The organism is Methylacidimicrobium sp. B4, from assembly GCF_017310545.1.
GTDB lineage: Bacteria > Verrucomicrobiota > Verrucomicrobiia > Methylacidiphilales > Methylacidiphilaceae > Methylacidimicrobium.
Genome location: NZ_CP066203.1, coordinates 1,486,961 through 1,500,508, shown reverse-complemented (window position 1 = coordinate 1,500,508; position 13,548 = coordinate 1,486,961). Strand labels below are relative to the sequence as shown.

Here is a 13,548-nt window from a genome sequence, read left to right as displayed (position 1 = left end):
GCCGATGCAAAGAAAAAAATACGACAAAATCGAGAGGCGAAAGGACGGAGATGGCTCGACCTTCCTACACCTGGGCGGAAGGATCAAGGGAGGAGAGCTCGACCACGACCAGCCGGTGGATCAGCTCCGTGGAAACCCCGGTGGAATGAGATAGGGCGAGCAGATAGTGGCGCAGATAGCTTTCCGCGGTCAGAGCCTGCACCGTGGCAGCCAGGCGATGGAGCGACTCCATGGCGCGCGCCGCCTCGTGAGGCAAAAGCCGCAGAGTCTCGAGAAGGGCCACTTGCAGGGTGTTCAGGATGACTCCCCACATGCCGATCATCATCGGGTTGGTCACATTCTGGCGGACATGGATGAGGCCGACGGCCGCCTGCCACTGCCAGTACTGCGCGTCGAATGGGCCCTGGAGCGTGCGACGCCACCAGCGGCGCAGCGCATTCTCTCGTTCCGACCGCTCGCCCGAGCTCAGGACGCGTGCCGTTTGCGGATGCGCAAAAAGGATATCGTAAAAAACCTTCACCAGAGGATCTTCCAAGGAGGCCAAGCCAGGAGCGAGCCGAAGGAAGAGCGCCTCGTCCTCCTCCGTGAAGCGAGCGGCCGGAGGCAACTGCGCAAAAACGGCTTCTGTGACCTCGGCGAGACGAGACGACATGCCTACCTCATTCCCAGGCGCGGATCCCTCCCCTCAACGAACGTCCTCCTCTCCCTCTCTCCCACGACGAACCACCCTAACCGATGTTCCGGCTATCGTCGATCGAGAATCTGTGCGACCTGGGAAGCCGCATCCCGAGCTTCCAGATGAATCAACCCCACATTGGCCCCCGATCGGGCAACCACCCCGAGCACAGCCTTGGGTCCCGCAGAATAAATGTACATCTGACCCTGATCCCCGGAGACGCTCGTCTCCCGGAATTCGCCACCCCCGAAGGTTTCGCAGATGCGGCGCCCGAGCCCCAGCGCGGTCGCCGCCATGGCCGCCAGACGATTCGCATCTCCCGAATTAAGGGAATGAGCGATGGGAAGCCCATCGGTCGTGGCGACCAGCGCGGCGTTCAGCTCCGGAATGGCGGCACGGACCCGGCCCAAAATGTGATTCAATTCATCGGCAACAGCCATGTCCTTCTCCCTTTCTCCACTTCCCTCGTCCCACGGAACGATCGTACAAAGCCCGACGCCTCGCTGGGGGGGGGAGGGTGCATTGCATGAGAGCGAGATCATTTTGGCAAGCCAAATCTAGGCGAATCGAGGCCTCGCCCACCCGCCTCAGACGCGCTCCACCAATTCGAAGAGGCGCACCAACAGTTCGGTGGCACTCTCGAGATTGGTGGCATCGATCGGCACGGCCGCGGTCGGATCCAGATCCAGGTATGACGCCACCTCCCTGCAATCCCAGCAGTTGGGGTGATCCTGATGCGTCACGCCGAGAACCAGAGGCACCGGGTTCCGGGAGAGGAGGTAGTCAGAGATGCGGCGAGCTTGCGGAAAGTGCGTGGCGTCCTTCCCGGAAACGAGCAGGAGCAATCCCAAGGAGCCCTCGAGGAGGACTTCCCACGTAAACTCGAAGCGATCCTGGCCGGGAGCGCCGAAGAGATGAATGGCATATCGGTCGAGGTGAAGCTGCCCGAAATCCATGGCCACGGTCGTCGTCCGATTCGCGGTCGAACACGGAACGTCGGTGTTGACGACCGGAGATTGACTCAGGGTCCGGATGAAGGTCGTCTTGCCGGCGCCGCAAGGGCCGGCCACAAGGATCTTGATCGTAGTTTCATTCATACATTTTTTCGAGAATTCCCCGCAGCCCGGCGGCGATCCGTGCCAAAACGCCCTGTCGGCGCCCGATCGGTTGGCTCGGTCCCTCAGCATCCTTGGCCGGATGGAAGCGGGGACCCGTTGCTGTAGGAGGAGGACGAGGCGCTGGCGGAATCGGCTCGGGGGAGAGGGCGGGCAGGGGCTGCGGCGGCAAGGGACTGGTCCTTACCGGAGTTGTCGGAAGCTCGGGAGAGCGAAGCGCGGGGCCGAAGGGCTCCGGTGCCAATGGCGACGGCTCGGCTCGGACAGGAACAATCATCCCCAAGAGACGCAGTTTGAAGAGATCGAGCAGGACTTGCGGCAGCGGGATCCCGAGGGCAGCAGCGATCTCGCGCGCCGAGATCCCCGAACGAAAGAGTCGTTCCGAGTTGACCCAGAAAGCGAGCAGGTCCTCGGTCAGCCAAGGGGTCGTCTCAGACCCGGCGCGATACCGCGTGTCGGGGTGCGGGAGATAGTCGGTATAGCGCTCTGGAGAACGGATTGCGGCCAAGGCGGACAAGAGGATGCGGTCGATCGGAATGCTCAACGGGCCCGCAAGATCCTCCGCGCCCCGCTCTTCGAAGTCGAAGGAAGCGGAATGGTTGTCCGAAAGCCGCTGCAGCACCGAGTGGAGCACGAGCGCGTCGGGGATCGGCTGGCCCCTCTCGGAAGCGGAGACGAGCTTTGCCGCCGAAAGGCAGAACGAGAAGTGATCCCCGGCCATCTTATCTACGATCTCCAGAGTGCCCGTTCGATCGCGCAGCAGGCGCAGGACTTCGGGGAAAGGCAGTTCCTTCAGATTGCCGGAGAGAGGCATGACGAATCGATTCTATTGTGACAGAAGCCGTTGTTCGGCTACAGCCTCCCAAGCCCGGAGCCATCGCGTCTTGCTCGGTCGGCTTGAGGTGCACAAGCCTCCAAGAGCCTGCAGGTAAGCTCATCTTTTGGCATGATGTCCCCTCTCCCGCAAGCGGAAAGAGGGTGATTGGGACACGATGGGCTTCCCTCTTCCCGGCCGGTTCATTAGCCTAAGGCAATGGAGCTTCTCGGAGAAGAGATTCGGGAGGCCGTGCGCCGGGCCCTGCAGGAAGACTTGAGCCAAGGCGACGTGACCTCGAGCGCCTTTCTTCCGGAAGGAATCGCCTGCCGGGCAGAAATTTCCGCCAAGGAGAAAGGCGTCGTTTGCGGGCTGCCTCTGGCGCAGGGCGTCTTCGGAGAGGTCTCCGGTGGGGATCTGCACCTGGAATGGACTTGCGCAGAAGGAGATGCCATTGAAGCCGGAACGACGGTCCTGTCGCTATCGGGCCCAGCAGCCGAAGTCCTGGCCGGCGAGCGAACCGCGCTCAACTTCCTCCAGCATCTTTCGGGCATCGCCAGCCTCACGCGAGCCTTCGTCGAAACGATCGACGGAACCGGTGCTCGACTCCTGGACACAAGAAAGACGCTGCCCGGCTTGCGCTCTCTCGAAAAGTACGCGGTCCGTTGCGGCGGGGGCTCCAACCACCGTTTTTCCCTCGGTGATCATGTTCTCCTGAAAGACAATCACCTCGCCTTGCTCAAGATGGCCTTTCCCGGCTCATGGGCGAAAGAGCTGGGCTTGCGAGCGGAAAGGATCCGCCGCCTGCGACCACTTGCCCGAATCGAAGCGGAGGCGCAGAACCTGGCGGAGGTAACGGCCCTGCGCGCCCTCCCGCTCGATCTCTTGTTGCTGGATAACATGAGTGTCGAAGAGCTGCGCAGGGCGGTCGACCTCGTCGGCGGCCGCATGCGGCTCGAGGCTTCGGGCGGGGTCACGCTGGAGAACATCCGCGCCATCGCTGACACCGGAGTCGATTTCATCTCGGTCGGAGCGCTGACCCACAGCGCGAAGGCGATGGATTTTTCTTTGGGAATCATCGCATAATTGACCTTTACTGATCCTTGCGGGAAGCATGCATTCCCCTCGTCGGCAACCTATGGAAGAGGAAAGAGGCCCTATCGAATGTCGTGTCCGAGTGCCGGCGACGACCACGAATTTCGGACCAGGCTTCGATGCGTTTGGTGCTGCCCTGCGCTTGTACAACTGGACAACGCTGCGGGTCGGCAATGGCGGCTCCGCCGAGAGCCTTCCGCCCATGGTGCAGGAAGCGGCGGAAGCGTTTGGCAAGGCGGTGGGTGAGCCGATCCCATCCTTCGAGTGCGCAATCTCCGGCGAGGTTCCCTGCGCAAGAGGCCTGGGGAGCAGTGCCACCGTGCGCGTAGGAGTCCTTGTCGGATTAAACGAGCTGCGCGGAAGGCCCCTCTCGCGCGGGCGGCTGGTGGCATTGGCCAGCGCGCTCGAAGGCCACCCGGATAATGTTGCGGCAGCCGTTCTCGGAGGATTCACCATTTCGACCGATGACGGCCAGACCCGAGTCGCGCTCGGGAGCCAGCTGGAGTTCGTGGCCTTCATCCCGGATATGGAAATGGAAACCGAATGGGCTCGGTCGGTCGTTGCGCAAACCGTGTCCCTGCAAGATGCGGTTTGGAATCTTCAGCGGGCCTCCCGGATCGCCGCCGCCATCTGCTTGCGCCGATACGAAGAGCTGAGCGGGCTTTTCGAGGACCGCTGGCATGAACCCGCTCGGGTCAAACGCATTGCGGCATGGGAGGAGATGCGGCGGACAGCCTATGGAGCTGGGGCCATCGGATTCTATCTCAGTGGAGCCGGCTCGACCCTGATGGCGCTTGCGGTCGGGAGGGGAGGGGAGGTGGCGACGGCGCTGACGCGCGTCGCTGCCAAGAGAGGGTTGAAAGGAATTTGCCGGCGGATCCAGGCGGAGAATCGAGGAGCGAAGGCTTGGCTGCGTCGGCCCTCCCGCCGCCTTGCATAAGGAGGACCGAAGCATGTTTCTTCGCTGGGCCAGTCGGATCGGACTCATTCTTGGGGCGGTCGGGATTCTCTCTTGGGAAGCCTGCTTCGCGCAGGATGAGGAGTTCTTGCGACAGATACCGGACGAACCGATGGAAACGGCGAATGCGGAAAAGGAGCGGCCGGCCGAAAAGAGCCCGGGAGATCGCGCCGGGGAGAGAATTCAGCATGGAAAGTATCTGGTAGAGGCCGTCGCCCTCTGCGGTGAGTGCCACACTCCCCGCAACGAACGGGGAGAGCTGCTTCGCGACAAATGGTTGCAAGGAGGTGTCGTCCCGTGGCTCAGCACAGAGAACGCCGGTTCCCTCGCTCGAACGGCTCCTCCCGTGGCGGGCCTGCCGGAGGGATGGAGCCAGGCGGACATGGTCCAATTCTTGGAGACGGGGATGACCCCGGCCGGCAAATATCCACAACCGCCGATGCCACCCTACCGAATGAGCCATGCGGATGCCTTGGCCATCACGCTCTACTTGGAAGGGCTCAAGAGCAATCCAGCGGCTCCGCCGGCCGGAGCGCAGCCCGGACAGCCGTAAGGGGCGGACCGCAAGCGGCCCTTACCGCTCCTCCAAGGCGCAGAGGTGCGCGTGGAGGGAGCGGCCCAGCGCATCGATCTGATATCCCCCTTCCAACACGGAAACGAGCCTGCCCTGGCAGTGCCGCTCGGCGACCCCTCGGATCCCTCTTGTCATTGCGGCAAACCCTTCTTCGCTGAGCTGCAGATTCCCCAAGGGATCGTCCCGGTGTGCGTCGAATCCCGCCGAAACGAGGACGAAGTCGGGCTGGAACGCATCGGCGGCGGGAATGACCTTCTCCTCGAAGGCGGCCCTGTATTCGGCGTCCCCCGATCCGGGTTTCATCGGCAGATTCAAGGTAAAGCCCTCTCCCTCCCCTCTTCCCTGCTCCCGGGCGCTTCCCGTGCCCGGATAGAGCGGGTGCTCATGGAGACTGATATAAAGGACGGATGCCTCCTCCTCGAAGATCTCCTGCGTGCCGTTCCCGTGGTGAAGATCCCAATCGAGAATCAGGATGCGTCGGCACCCATGCTCTTTCTGGACATAGCGGGCCGCGACCGCTACGGTGTTGAAGAGGCAGAATCCCATGGGAGCATTGGCTCGGGCGTGATGGCCGGGCGGACGGAGGAGGGCAAAGGCGTTGGTCGCCTCGCCGGAAGCGACCCGGTCGATTGCCGTCGTCACGGCACCGACCGCCAGGAGCGCGGTGTCAAAAGAGTGCGGCCCGGCATAGGTATCCCCTTGGTCGAGGAGGACCAAGCCGTCGCGCGAAGCCTCTTCGATCCGCCGAATATGGCCTTCTGTATGGACGCTCCGCAGTAGATCGCTGGTTCCCGGGCCAGGCTCGATCCAACGGATGGTTTTCGGAAGGGAGGAGCGGAGGAATGGAAGGGTTGCGCTGATCCGCTCCGGACTCTCCGGATGGCCACGCGGGGTGGGGTGCAGGGCAAAGGCGGGATGCGTGACAAGAATGGTGGGAGAGGGCATAAATCTACTGAGCTTCGCGTCGACTGCTCCAGGGAATCGACGATGATCTCGCGTTGCTCTTTTTGTGCCGCACGACAAAGGGAGAGCCAAGAGAATTGTGCAGCCACCGGATTGCGGCACAGGAAGGCCGGACCCACCGGATGGTTGACTTCACGCAGGGTCCGCTGGGATAGGGAAGGAATGACACACAGGGAAATCAGTCTGGGGCATTCTCCGGATTCGGATGATGCGTTCATGTTTTACGCCTTGGTGGCTGGGAAGCTCTCCAGTGAAACCCTTCGGTTTCGCCAGGAAGTGACGGACATCGAGAGCCTCAACGAGCTGGCAAGGAAGAAGGCGATCGATCTGACCGCGGTTTCCATTCACGCCTACGGTTTTCTACGGGACGACTACTGGCTTCTGCCTTGCGGCGGTAGCATGGGAGAGGGCTATGGACCCCGGGTCGTCTCGGGGCAAAAAAGGACCCGGGAGGAACTGGTACGCGCTCGGATGGCGATTCCCGGACTCAAGACGAGCGCGGTAATGGCCCTCAGCCTCTATCTCGGTGTCCGTCCGGAGGAGCTTCACCTGGAAGTCTATCCCTTTGATCGCATCTTGGAAACCGTGCGGTCGGGAGAGGCGGAGGCTGGCCTGGTGATTCACGAAGGCCAGCTTACCTACGCGGACGAGGGCCTCTCCCTTTGTGTCGATCTCGGCCAGTGGTGGAGGCAAGAGACGGGCCTCCCGCTTCCCCTGGGTGGCAACGCCGTTCGGAAAGAGCTGGGAATCGGCATCGCCTCGGAATGCACAAGGCTCCTCCGGGAGAGTATCCGATGGGGCCTGGAGCACCGGAGCGAGGCTTTGGAGTATGCGGCCCGGTTCTCCCGAGGATTGAGTCCGAAAAGAGTGGATGAGTTCGTGGAGATGTACGCGAACGAACGGACCTTCGACTATGGCGCCGATGGCCGGCGGGCCATCGAAGAGTTCTTGCGGCGGGGTCGGGAGCTAGGGATGTTGCCCACCAGCGCCGGAGTCGACTGGGTACCGGCATAGGATGCAGGAAGAAGGCGTTGCCCTTCTCGCAAAGAGACCCGTCCACTCCCACTCGGTTGCAGCCCCACTGCCGTTTGTCTCCGAGATGTGCTATAAGTGAGACAAAGCGCTGCTTCGAGGCTTTCGAGGACTTGGCGCAAAGGGATGCCGGGCCGGCAGGACGAGCCAAAGCGGATGAAAGACCACCAGGAACCACTCCATATTGCGGGTCGGGACTTTGCCTCGCGCCTGCTGATCGGCACCGGAAAATTTGGTTCGCACACGCTGATGGCGGAAGCCCTCGAGGCGAGCGGAACCGAGATCCTGACCGTTGCCTTACGCCGGGCCGAAATCGGGGAAATTCGCCCAGAAGAGAGCATCCTCTCCTACCTCGACCCGGAACGATACCTGATCGTACCAAACACGAGCGGGGCGGCCAATGCGGAAGAGGCGGTGCGATTGGCTCGCCTCGGCGCCGCCGCCGGTATGCCACGCTGGGTGAAGCTCGAGATTCACCCGGAGAGCCGCTATCTGCTGCCGGATCCGGTGGAAACTCTTCTGGCGGCCGAGCTGCTGGTCCGGGAGGGTTTCGTCGTGCTCGCTTACATCAATGCGGATCCGGTGCTGGCGAAGCGACTAGAAGAGGTCGGGGTCGGAGCGGTCATGCCGCTAGGCTCCCCGATCGGTTCGATGCGCGGCTTGGAGACCCGCGCCCAATTGGAGATCATCATTGAGCAGGCGGGGATTCCGGTAATCGTCGATGCCGGCCTGGGCGCCCCTTCCCATGCGGCTGCCGCCATGGAGATCGGTGCCGACGGAGTCCTGGTGAATACGGCGATCGCCATCGCCGACGATCCGTGCGCCCTGGCACGGGCCTTCCGGATGGCCGTCGAAGCCGGGCGGATCGCCTACCGTTCCGGCCGGCCGCAACGACAGCCCCAAGCGGTCCCGACGAGCCCTCTCACCGCGTTCCTCTGATCCGCTCTTCTCGGAGGGTCGGGGAAGCGCCGCCTTTCCTCAGGTCGGGTGGTGGCGATGCGTGGCACGACCGGAACCGAAGCGATAGGCGTAGGCCCGGGTCAACTCCGCACCCAGAAAAAAAATCTGGGCGGAATAGTAGATCCAGAGGAGCAGGACGAGAAGCGAACCCACCGCACCGTAGAGCGAAGCGATCGAACTGTGGCTCAAAATGAAGCCTAAGCCCGAGCGACCGACTTCGAACATGAGGGCGGTGCCGAACCCTCCGAAGAAAGCTTCCTTCCACGTCACGGGCCCTTGGGGGAGGACACGAAAGAGGACCGCAAAAAGGAGCACCACCACCAGAAAGGAGGTGAGCACCCGAGCGAGGTCGTAGAAAGCGGGATACCAAGGGAAGGCGCTCGCCAGCGGCTGGGAGAGCGCATCCATGGTCGTCACCGCGAGCGGAGCGACGAGCAGGAGCATGCCCACCACGGCGACCATGGCAAAGGAAACCGCTCGATCCCAGATGAGTGCGAGCAGGGGGCCTTGCGGCTTTTCGGTCACCCCCCAGATCGTGTTGAGGGAGTCCCGCAACTCGACGAAGACGCCAGAGGCGCCAAAAAGGAGAGAGACGGTTGCGGTGAGTGCCGCCGGTGTGCCGGGATGGGGGGGCCATGCCGTCGTGAGAAGCATTTGAACGGCTGACGCCATGGGTGCTCCGCCCAGATCGTGGAGGGCCTGGGCGAGATACGACTGCGCCTCTTTCATGCTGAAGAGGATGCTCGTGAAGGAAAGGAGGAAGAGAATCATCGGCGCGATCGAAAAGATCGTATAGCAGGCCAGAGCCGCTCCCATCTTGGGGGATTTGTGGCGAAGCCAGGCCTTCAAGGCGTCTCCGAAAAGGAACTGGGCGCGCAAGGAAAAGCGGCGCATCCGCCGCCGGAGCTTTGTCGGAAAGGGAGAACGAGCGTTGGAGCGCGGGAAGAGGAAGGAGTGCAAGGCGTTCCCGTGTTTAGACGGCATGTCTCGCAAGCTTTCTCCCAAGGAGGGCATGATGGGTCTGTCTGCTGCGCTCTGGTCGGTCTTCCATACTGCACCCTCCCTTCGAACGTCTCCCACGTTAGCCTGACAGACCGCCTCGCATCCACGCCGCTCAGGCGTTTGCCCCGGACAGCCGATTGGCGAGAAGCGCCGGGTGGCTGCTGGGTGCCAACTTATAGGCAATCCGAGAAATCCTTCCAACCTCCAAACGGAGAAAAACGGGAGGCCACCGCCGAGCCTCAGTCGCATCCCGGAAGCGGCGTGCCCCTCCGTGCGGCTCAACCGTTGTGCCGCACGGGATCCTCGAAACGGGTGAACAGGGCATTGAAGCGAATCGCAATCTTGTCGGTCGGTCCGTTCCTCTGCTTGGCCACATGGAGAGAATAGGGGATTCCCGTCGGAGAGGGTTCCTCTTCGGCGTCGAGTCGGTGGAGCAACAAGACCACGTCCGCATCCTGCTCGATCGCACCCGATTCGCGGAGGTGATGGAGGGCCGGCTCCGCTTTTCCCTCTTCCACTCGGCGGTTGAGCTGAGCCAGTACGATCACCGGGATGTCGAGCTCCTTGGCAAGCCCCTTCAGGCCGCGCGAAATTTCCGCGATCTCGACCTGGCGATTTTCCCGGGCTTGTGGAGAGTCGGAACGAAGGAGCTGGAGATAATCGACGATGAGCAATTCGATCTTATACTGGTCCTTCATCCGGCGTGCCTTGGCACGGAGTTGATGAATGGTCAGCCCGCTGGAGTCATCGAGATAGAGGGGCCATTCCTGAGCGTCAGCCGAGATGCGACGCAGCTTTTCGAGCGCCGAGTCGTCGAGCTCTCCGCGTCGGATCTTCTGCAGGCTTTCGCTGGCTACGGATGCGAGCAAGCGAAGCATGATCTGGGGATTCGTCATTTCGAGGGAGAAGAAGCCGACGGGGTGTCCGGGCTGAACCCAGGCGTCCTTTTCGGCATCGTACCGCTGACGAATCGCCTGCCGCGCAAGAGTGAGCCCGAGTGCCGTCTTCCCGACTCCCGGCCGGGCGGCAAGGACGACCATATCCCCTTTTTGCCAACCCGTGGTCAGGGCATCGAGCTCGTAGAAACCGGTCGGAATGCCGAAGAGCTTGCCCTTCCGCTGATGAAAGGAGTCGATCAACTCCAGAGCGCGCCGGAGCTCGACGGAGACCGGCACGCTCGATCGGGTCAGGGAAAGGTTCGTCACGCGAAAGATTTCTCGCTCGGCATGGTCAAGCACGGCGCTGGTCGATTGGGGTTCGTCCACGATGCGCTGCACGATGTTGCTGCAAGCCCGGTGGAGGTGGCGCAGGAGGCTTTTGTCTTTGACCAGCTGAAGGTAGGTGCCAATGTTGAGATGGCTCGAAAAGGAGGCCGTTAATTCCGCAAGGAGCGCGGGGCTTCCGACCTCGGCGGCAAGGTTGGTATCGACGAGGCTCTGGTGAACGGTGAGCACGTCGATCGCTTGATGACGCGCGTCCATCGATCGGAAGAGGTCGAAGAGCACCCGGTGTGCGGGGACGAAGAAGTCGTCAGAGGAGAGAGTCTCGAAAGCTTGATTAAGTACGAGATCCGGGTGGAGGAGGAGAGAGCCGAGAACGGCTCGCTCCGCCTCTGCGCTATAGAGAATGGCAGGGAGGGAGGCATCGGACGGAAACTCATTGACGGCGGCCTTGGCTCGGGACACAAGGCCAGGATAACAGAGAGGGACGGCGGCACCGAGAGCGAAACTCTCTTTCAGCCCCGGGGAAAAGAATGCGTTGGCCCAAGGAATACGATGTGATTGTGGTCGGGGGCGGGCACGCGGGCGTGGAAGCGGCCCTGGCGGCGGCTCGGATCGGGTGTGACGTCCTGCTCCTGACCCTCCAGCTCGATGCGATCGGTCAAATGTCGTGCAATCCCTCGATCGGCGGGGTGGCAAAAGGGATATTGGTTCGGGAGATCGATGCGCTGGGCGGCGTCATGGCGCAAAACACCGATGCGACTGGCATTCAGTTTCGTATGCTCAATCGCCGAAAAGGACCGAGCGTACAGTCTCCCCGAGCCCAGTGCGACAAAAAGGCCTACCAGTTCCGGCTGAAGGCGATCTGCGAGTCGATGCCCGGCTTGGACCTCCAGCAGGGCTCGGTCGCAAAACTTTGCGTAAAGGACGATGCCGTGGTGGGTCTGGTCACCGACCTCGGCGTCGAGTTCCTGGGAAGGGCACTTGTCATTACTACAGGGACGTTTCTTCGTGGGCTGATCCATGTGGGATCGGAGCAGCGTCCCGGCGGGAGGGCGGGAGAGGGCAGCAGCGGCTTGTCGCTCGAGCTGAAGAGGCTGGGGTTTGAGATCGGTCGCCTGAAGACCGGAACCCCGCCGCGCGTGAACGGACGGACGATCGACTTCGGAGCCTGCGAGCGACAGCCTGGAGATGTCCCTCCGCCCACGTTTTCTCTTTTTCCCGACGAGCTGTTCGGAAGAGAGGGAGAGCCATTCACCCTCAACCGGTGGGATGGTCGATGGTTCCACGTGGAACAATTACCTTGCTGGATCACCCATACGACAACGGACACCCATCGGGTGATCCGAGACAATCTCCATCTCTCCGCCATGTACTCCGGAAAAATCGAAGGCGTAGGCCCGCGCTACTGCCCTTCGATCGAGGACAAGGTTGTCCGTTTTGCCGAGCGCGAACGCCACCAGATTTTTCTTGAGCCCGAGGGAAGACAGACCCAAGAGTTCTACGTCAATGGCGCTTCGACCAGCCTCCCTTTTTCGGTCCAATGCACCTTCCTTCAGACGATCCCCGGGCTCGAAAAGGCTCACATCCTGCGGCCCGGTTATGCGGTGGAATATGACTATTGCCCCGCGACGCAGCTCTCCCCTTCCCTGGAAACCAAGCGAATCGGACGTCTCTTCCTGGCCGGCCAGATCAATGGGACTTCCGGTTACGAGGAGGCGGCGGCTCAGGGGATCATCGCGGGAATCAACGCCGCCCGTACCGTGCGCGGCGAGCCGCCGGTCCTGCTGCGGCGCGACCAAGCGTACATCGGAGTCTTGATCGACGACCTGGTCACTCGCCCTATCCGGGAACCTTATCGCATGTTCACCGCGCGAGCGGAGCATCGCCTCGTTTTGCGTCAGGACAACGCGGATGTCCGCCTTTCCGAGATCGGCTTCGCCGTCGGCACTCTTTCTCCGCAGCGGCACAAGAAGTGGCTTGCGAAAATGCGGCGAATCGAAGAGCTCAGAAGGGCTCTGCACGAAGCCAGAAAGGAAGGAAGCACGCTCCTGGGATGGCTTCGCCGTCCTGATTTTGCCTGGGTGGATCTGCCAGAGCCTTTCCGGAATGTCGAACCGGAGATCGCCGCGCACATCGAATGCGAAGTCAAATATGCGGGCTACATCGATCGAGAACGACAGCAGATCGAACGAACCCGCTCGATGGAAGAAGCGATTCTTCCTCCCTGGATCGATTTTCAGCAGGTCTCGGGCCTAAAGCAGGAAGCAAGGGAGAAGCTGCAACAGATCCGTCCGGCGACCTTGGGGCAAGCCGCCCGGATTCCCGGGGTCAACCCTGCCGACCTCGCGGTGCTGATGGTCGCCCTGAAGAAAGGGAATCCCCACGGAGCTTCCGCACCCACGGTAAGCCTTTCCAGCGGCGGATGATGGTCATGGCTCCCCGCTATCGACTCCTCCTCGACTCTCTGCGGCAACGCATCCCGGAGCTCTCCCCAGCGCAAGCCTTCCACTGGGTGCGGGAGGGGAGGGGGATCTGCATCGACCTGCGCCACCCACGCCAATGGATCGCTGGACATCTCCCAAAGGCGATCCACTGGGAGTTCGGCCAGTTTCCCGGAGAAATCGAGTCGAAACTCCCGAAAGGAGAGGTCCCGATCCTCTGCTACAGCCGCGTCGGTGACCGATCCCTCCTCGCCGCGGATTGGCTCGTGCAAATGGGCTTCGCAACCGCTCATTCCCTCGCTGGCGGCTGGGAGGCATGGCACAACGCGGGACTTCCGGTCGAGGCCGGGGCCTTCCCCGCCTGCCGCCGGCCTGACGAGCGTCTGGCAGGGATCGCGCAGCTTCCCCATCTCATCGACTCGATCCGGCAGTTCTCCGCGGGATTCGCCCCCTCCATCGCTCCCTTCGTGCGCAAAGAGGATCGCGCAGTCATGGAGTTTCTCTGCGTTGACCCGCAGACCATGGAGCAGATCGTCCTTGCCGCCGGATCAGACGCGGAAGTCATAACCCAACTGCGGAGAGCGCTCGGCCCCTCATGGCCGAGCGATCACGCGATCCGCGAGTTCAACATTCGGACTCTCCAACGCCGCAAGCCTCCGGAGCCAGCGGAGGATCCGTGAGGGCCCGCTCAAGAC

The 13,548-nt window shown here is 62.2% G+C and carries 14 protein-coding genes; 7 read left to right on the top strand and 7 right to left on the bottom strand.

The genetic code is table 11. The annotated features are described in order from the left end of the window. Window positions 1-64 precede the first annotated feature (64 nt). From MacB4_RS07165 to MacB4_RS07150, 4 genes are all read right to left on the bottom strand, one after another. Window positions 65-652, bottom strand: coding sequence for a protoglobin domain-containing protein (locus tag MacB4_RS07165; protein WP_206863203.1), 588 nt, complete (start codon window positions 650-652; stop codon window positions 65-67). Between the two features lie 92 nt (window positions 653-744). Then, window positions 745-1,116, bottom strand: coding sequence for a roadblock/LC7 domain-containing protein (locus MacB4_RS07160; RefSeq protein ID WP_206863202.1), 372 nt, complete (start codon window positions 1,114-1,116; stop codon window positions 745-747). Between the two features lie 147 nt (window positions 1,117-1,263). Next, window positions 1,264-1,773 carry an ATP/GTP-binding protein gene (locus MacB4_RS07155; RefSeq protein ID WP_206863201.1) on the bottom strand — a complete coding sequence of 170 codons (510 nt, stop codon included), beginning with the start codon at window positions 1,771-1,773 and terminating at the stop codon, window positions 1,264-1,266. Continuing rightward, window positions 1,766-2,605, bottom strand: coding sequence for a DUF4388 domain-containing protein (locus tag MacB4_RS07150; RefSeq protein WP_206863200.1), 840 nt, complete (start codon window positions 2,603-2,605; stop codon window positions 1,766-1,768). Before MacB4_RS07150 ends, MacB4_RS07155 begins: the two co-directional genes overlap by 8 nt. Before the next feature lie 219 nt (window positions 2,606-2,824). Between MacB4_RS07150 and nadC the strand changes: the two genes are divergently transcribed. The 3 genes from nadC to MacB4_RS07135 are packed head-to-tail and all read left to right on the top strand — an operon-like array spanning window position 2,825 to window position 5,211. Beyond that, the gene (gene nadC / locus MacB4_RS07145; RefSeq protein ID WP_206863199.1) at window positions 2,825-3,691 is read left to right on the top strand and encodes a carboxylating nicotinate-nucleotide diphosphorylase; all 867 of its coding nucleotides are present in this window, start codon (window positions 2,825-2,827) and stop codon (window positions 3,689-3,691) included. Window positions 3,692-3,743: 52 nt separating this feature from the next. Continuing rightward, window positions 3,744-4,640 carry a homoserine kinase gene (thrB, locus tag MacB4_RS07140; RefSeq protein WP_206863198.1) on the top strand — a complete coding sequence of 299 codons (897 nt, stop codon included), beginning with the start codon at window positions 3,744-3,746 and terminating at the stop codon, window positions 4,638-4,640. Window positions 4,641-4,653: 13 nt separating this feature from the next. Further along, window positions 4,654-5,211 carry a cytochrome C gene (locus MacB4_RS07135; protein ID WP_242529164.1) on the top strand — a complete coding sequence of 186 codons (558 nt, stop codon included), beginning with the start codon at window positions 4,654-4,656 and terminating at the stop codon, window positions 5,209-5,211. Between the two features lie 21 nt (window positions 5,212-5,232). On the opposite strand, the gene MacB4_RS07130 is transcribed toward MacB4_RS07135, so the two are convergent. Continuing rightward, the gene (locus tag MacB4_RS07130; protein ID WP_206863197.1) at window positions 5,233-6,177 is read right to left on the bottom strand and encodes a histone deacetylase; all 945 of its coding nucleotides are present in this window, start codon (window positions 6,175-6,177) and stop codon (window positions 5,233-5,235) included. Between the two features lie 180 nt (window positions 6,178-6,357). Here MacB4_RS07130 and MacB4_RS07125 point away from each other — a divergent pair, with 180 nt between their 5' ends. Together MacB4_RS07125 and MacB4_RS07120 are read left to right on the top strand one after the other, a co-directional pair. Next, complete coding sequence (locus tag MacB4_RS07125) at window positions 6,358-7,209, top strand: menaquinone biosynthesis family protein (RefSeq protein ID WP_206863196.1); 852 nt, start codon at window positions 6,358-6,360, stop codon at window positions 7,207-7,209. A 174-nt stretch (window positions 7,210-7,383) separates the two neighbouring features. After that, complete coding sequence (locus MacB4_RS07120; protein ID WP_206863195.1) at window positions 7,384-8,166, top strand: thiazole synthase; 783 nt, start codon at window positions 7,384-7,386, stop codon at window positions 8,164-8,166. A gap of 39 nt (window positions 8,167-8,205) precedes the next feature. On the opposite strand, the gene MacB4_RS07115 is transcribed toward MacB4_RS07120, so the two are convergent. After that, window positions 8,206-9,081: a YihY/virulence factor BrkB family protein gene (locus MacB4_RS07115; protein WP_206863194.1), complete on the bottom strand. Its 876-nt coding sequence runs from the start codon at window positions 9,079-9,081 to the stop codon at window positions 8,206-8,208. A gap of 386 nt (window positions 9,082-9,467) precedes the next feature. Next, a complete protein-coding gene (gene dnaB, locus MacB4_RS07110; RefSeq protein ID WP_206863193.1) occupies window positions 9,468-10,874 on the bottom strand; it encodes a replicative DNA helicase in 1,407 nt (468 codons plus the stop codon). A 68-nt stretch (window positions 10,875-10,942) separates the two neighbouring features. On the opposite strand from dnaB, the gene mnmG reads away from it, so the two are divergent. After that, window positions 10,943-12,838, top strand: a complete 1,896-nt coding sequence (mnmG, locus tag MacB4_RS07105) for a tRNA uridine-5-carboxymethylaminomethyl(34) synthesis enzyme MnmG (RefSeq protein ID WP_206863192.1) — start codon at window positions 10,943-10,945, stop codon at window positions 12,836-12,838. Between the two features lie 5 nt (window positions 12,839-12,843). Then, window positions 12,844-13,533, top strand: coding sequence for a rhodanese-like domain-containing protein (locus tag MacB4_RS07100; RefSeq protein WP_206863191.1), 690 nt, complete (start codon window positions 12,844-12,846; stop codon window positions 13,531-13,533). The last annotated feature ends 15 nt before the right edge of the window (window positions 13,534-13,548 follow it).

Coding starts and splice junctions, on each gene's coding strand:
- MacB4_RS07165 (WP_206863203.1), bottom strand. CDS start 652: ATGTCGTCTCGTCTCGCCGAGGTCACAGAAGCCGTTTTTGCGCAGTTG.
- MacB4_RS07160 (WP_206863202.1), bottom strand. CDS start 1,116: ATGGCTGTTGCCGATGAATTGAATCACATTTTGGGCCGGGTCCGTGCC.
- MacB4_RS07155 (WP_206863201.1), bottom strand. CDS start 1,773: ATGAATGAAACTACGATCAAGATCCTTGTGGCCGGCCCTTGCGGCGCC.
- MacB4_RS07150 (WP_206863200.1), bottom strand. CDS start 2,605: ATGCCTCTCTCCGGCAATCTGAAGGAACTGCCTTTCCCCGAAGTCCTG.
- nadC (WP_206863199.1), top strand. CDS start 2,825: ATGGAGCTTCTCGGAGAAGAGATTCGGGAGGCCGTGCGCCGGGCCCTG.
- thrB (WP_206863198.1), top strand. CDS start 3,744: ATGGAAGAGGAAAGAGGCCCTATCGAATGTCGTGTCCGAGTGCCGGCG.
- MacB4_RS07135 (WP_242529164.1), top strand. CDS start 4,654: ATGTTTCTTCGCTGGGCCAGTCGGATCGGACTCATTCTTGGGGCGGTC.
- MacB4_RS07130 (WP_206863197.1), bottom strand. CDS start 6,177: ATGCCCTCTCCCACCATTCTTGTCACGCATCCCGCCTTTGCCCTGCAC.
- MacB4_RS07125 (WP_206863196.1), top strand. CDS start 6,358: ATGACACACAGGGAAATCAGTCTGGGGCATTCTCCGGATTCGGATGAT.
- MacB4_RS07120 (WP_206863195.1), top strand. CDS start 7,384: ATGAAAGACCACCAGGAACCACTCCATATTGCGGGTCGGGACTTTGCC.
- MacB4_RS07115 (WP_206863194.1), bottom strand. CDS start 9,081: ATGCGCCGCTTTTCCTTGCGCGCCCAGTTCCTTTTCGGAGACGCCTTG.
- mnmG (WP_206863192.1), top strand. CDS start 10,943: ATGCGTTGGCCCAAGGAATACGATGTGATTGTGGTCGGGGGCGGGCAC.
- MacB4_RS07100 (WP_206863191.1), top strand. CDS start 12,844: ATGGCTCCCCGCTATCGACTCCTCCTCGACTCTCTGCGGCAACGCATC.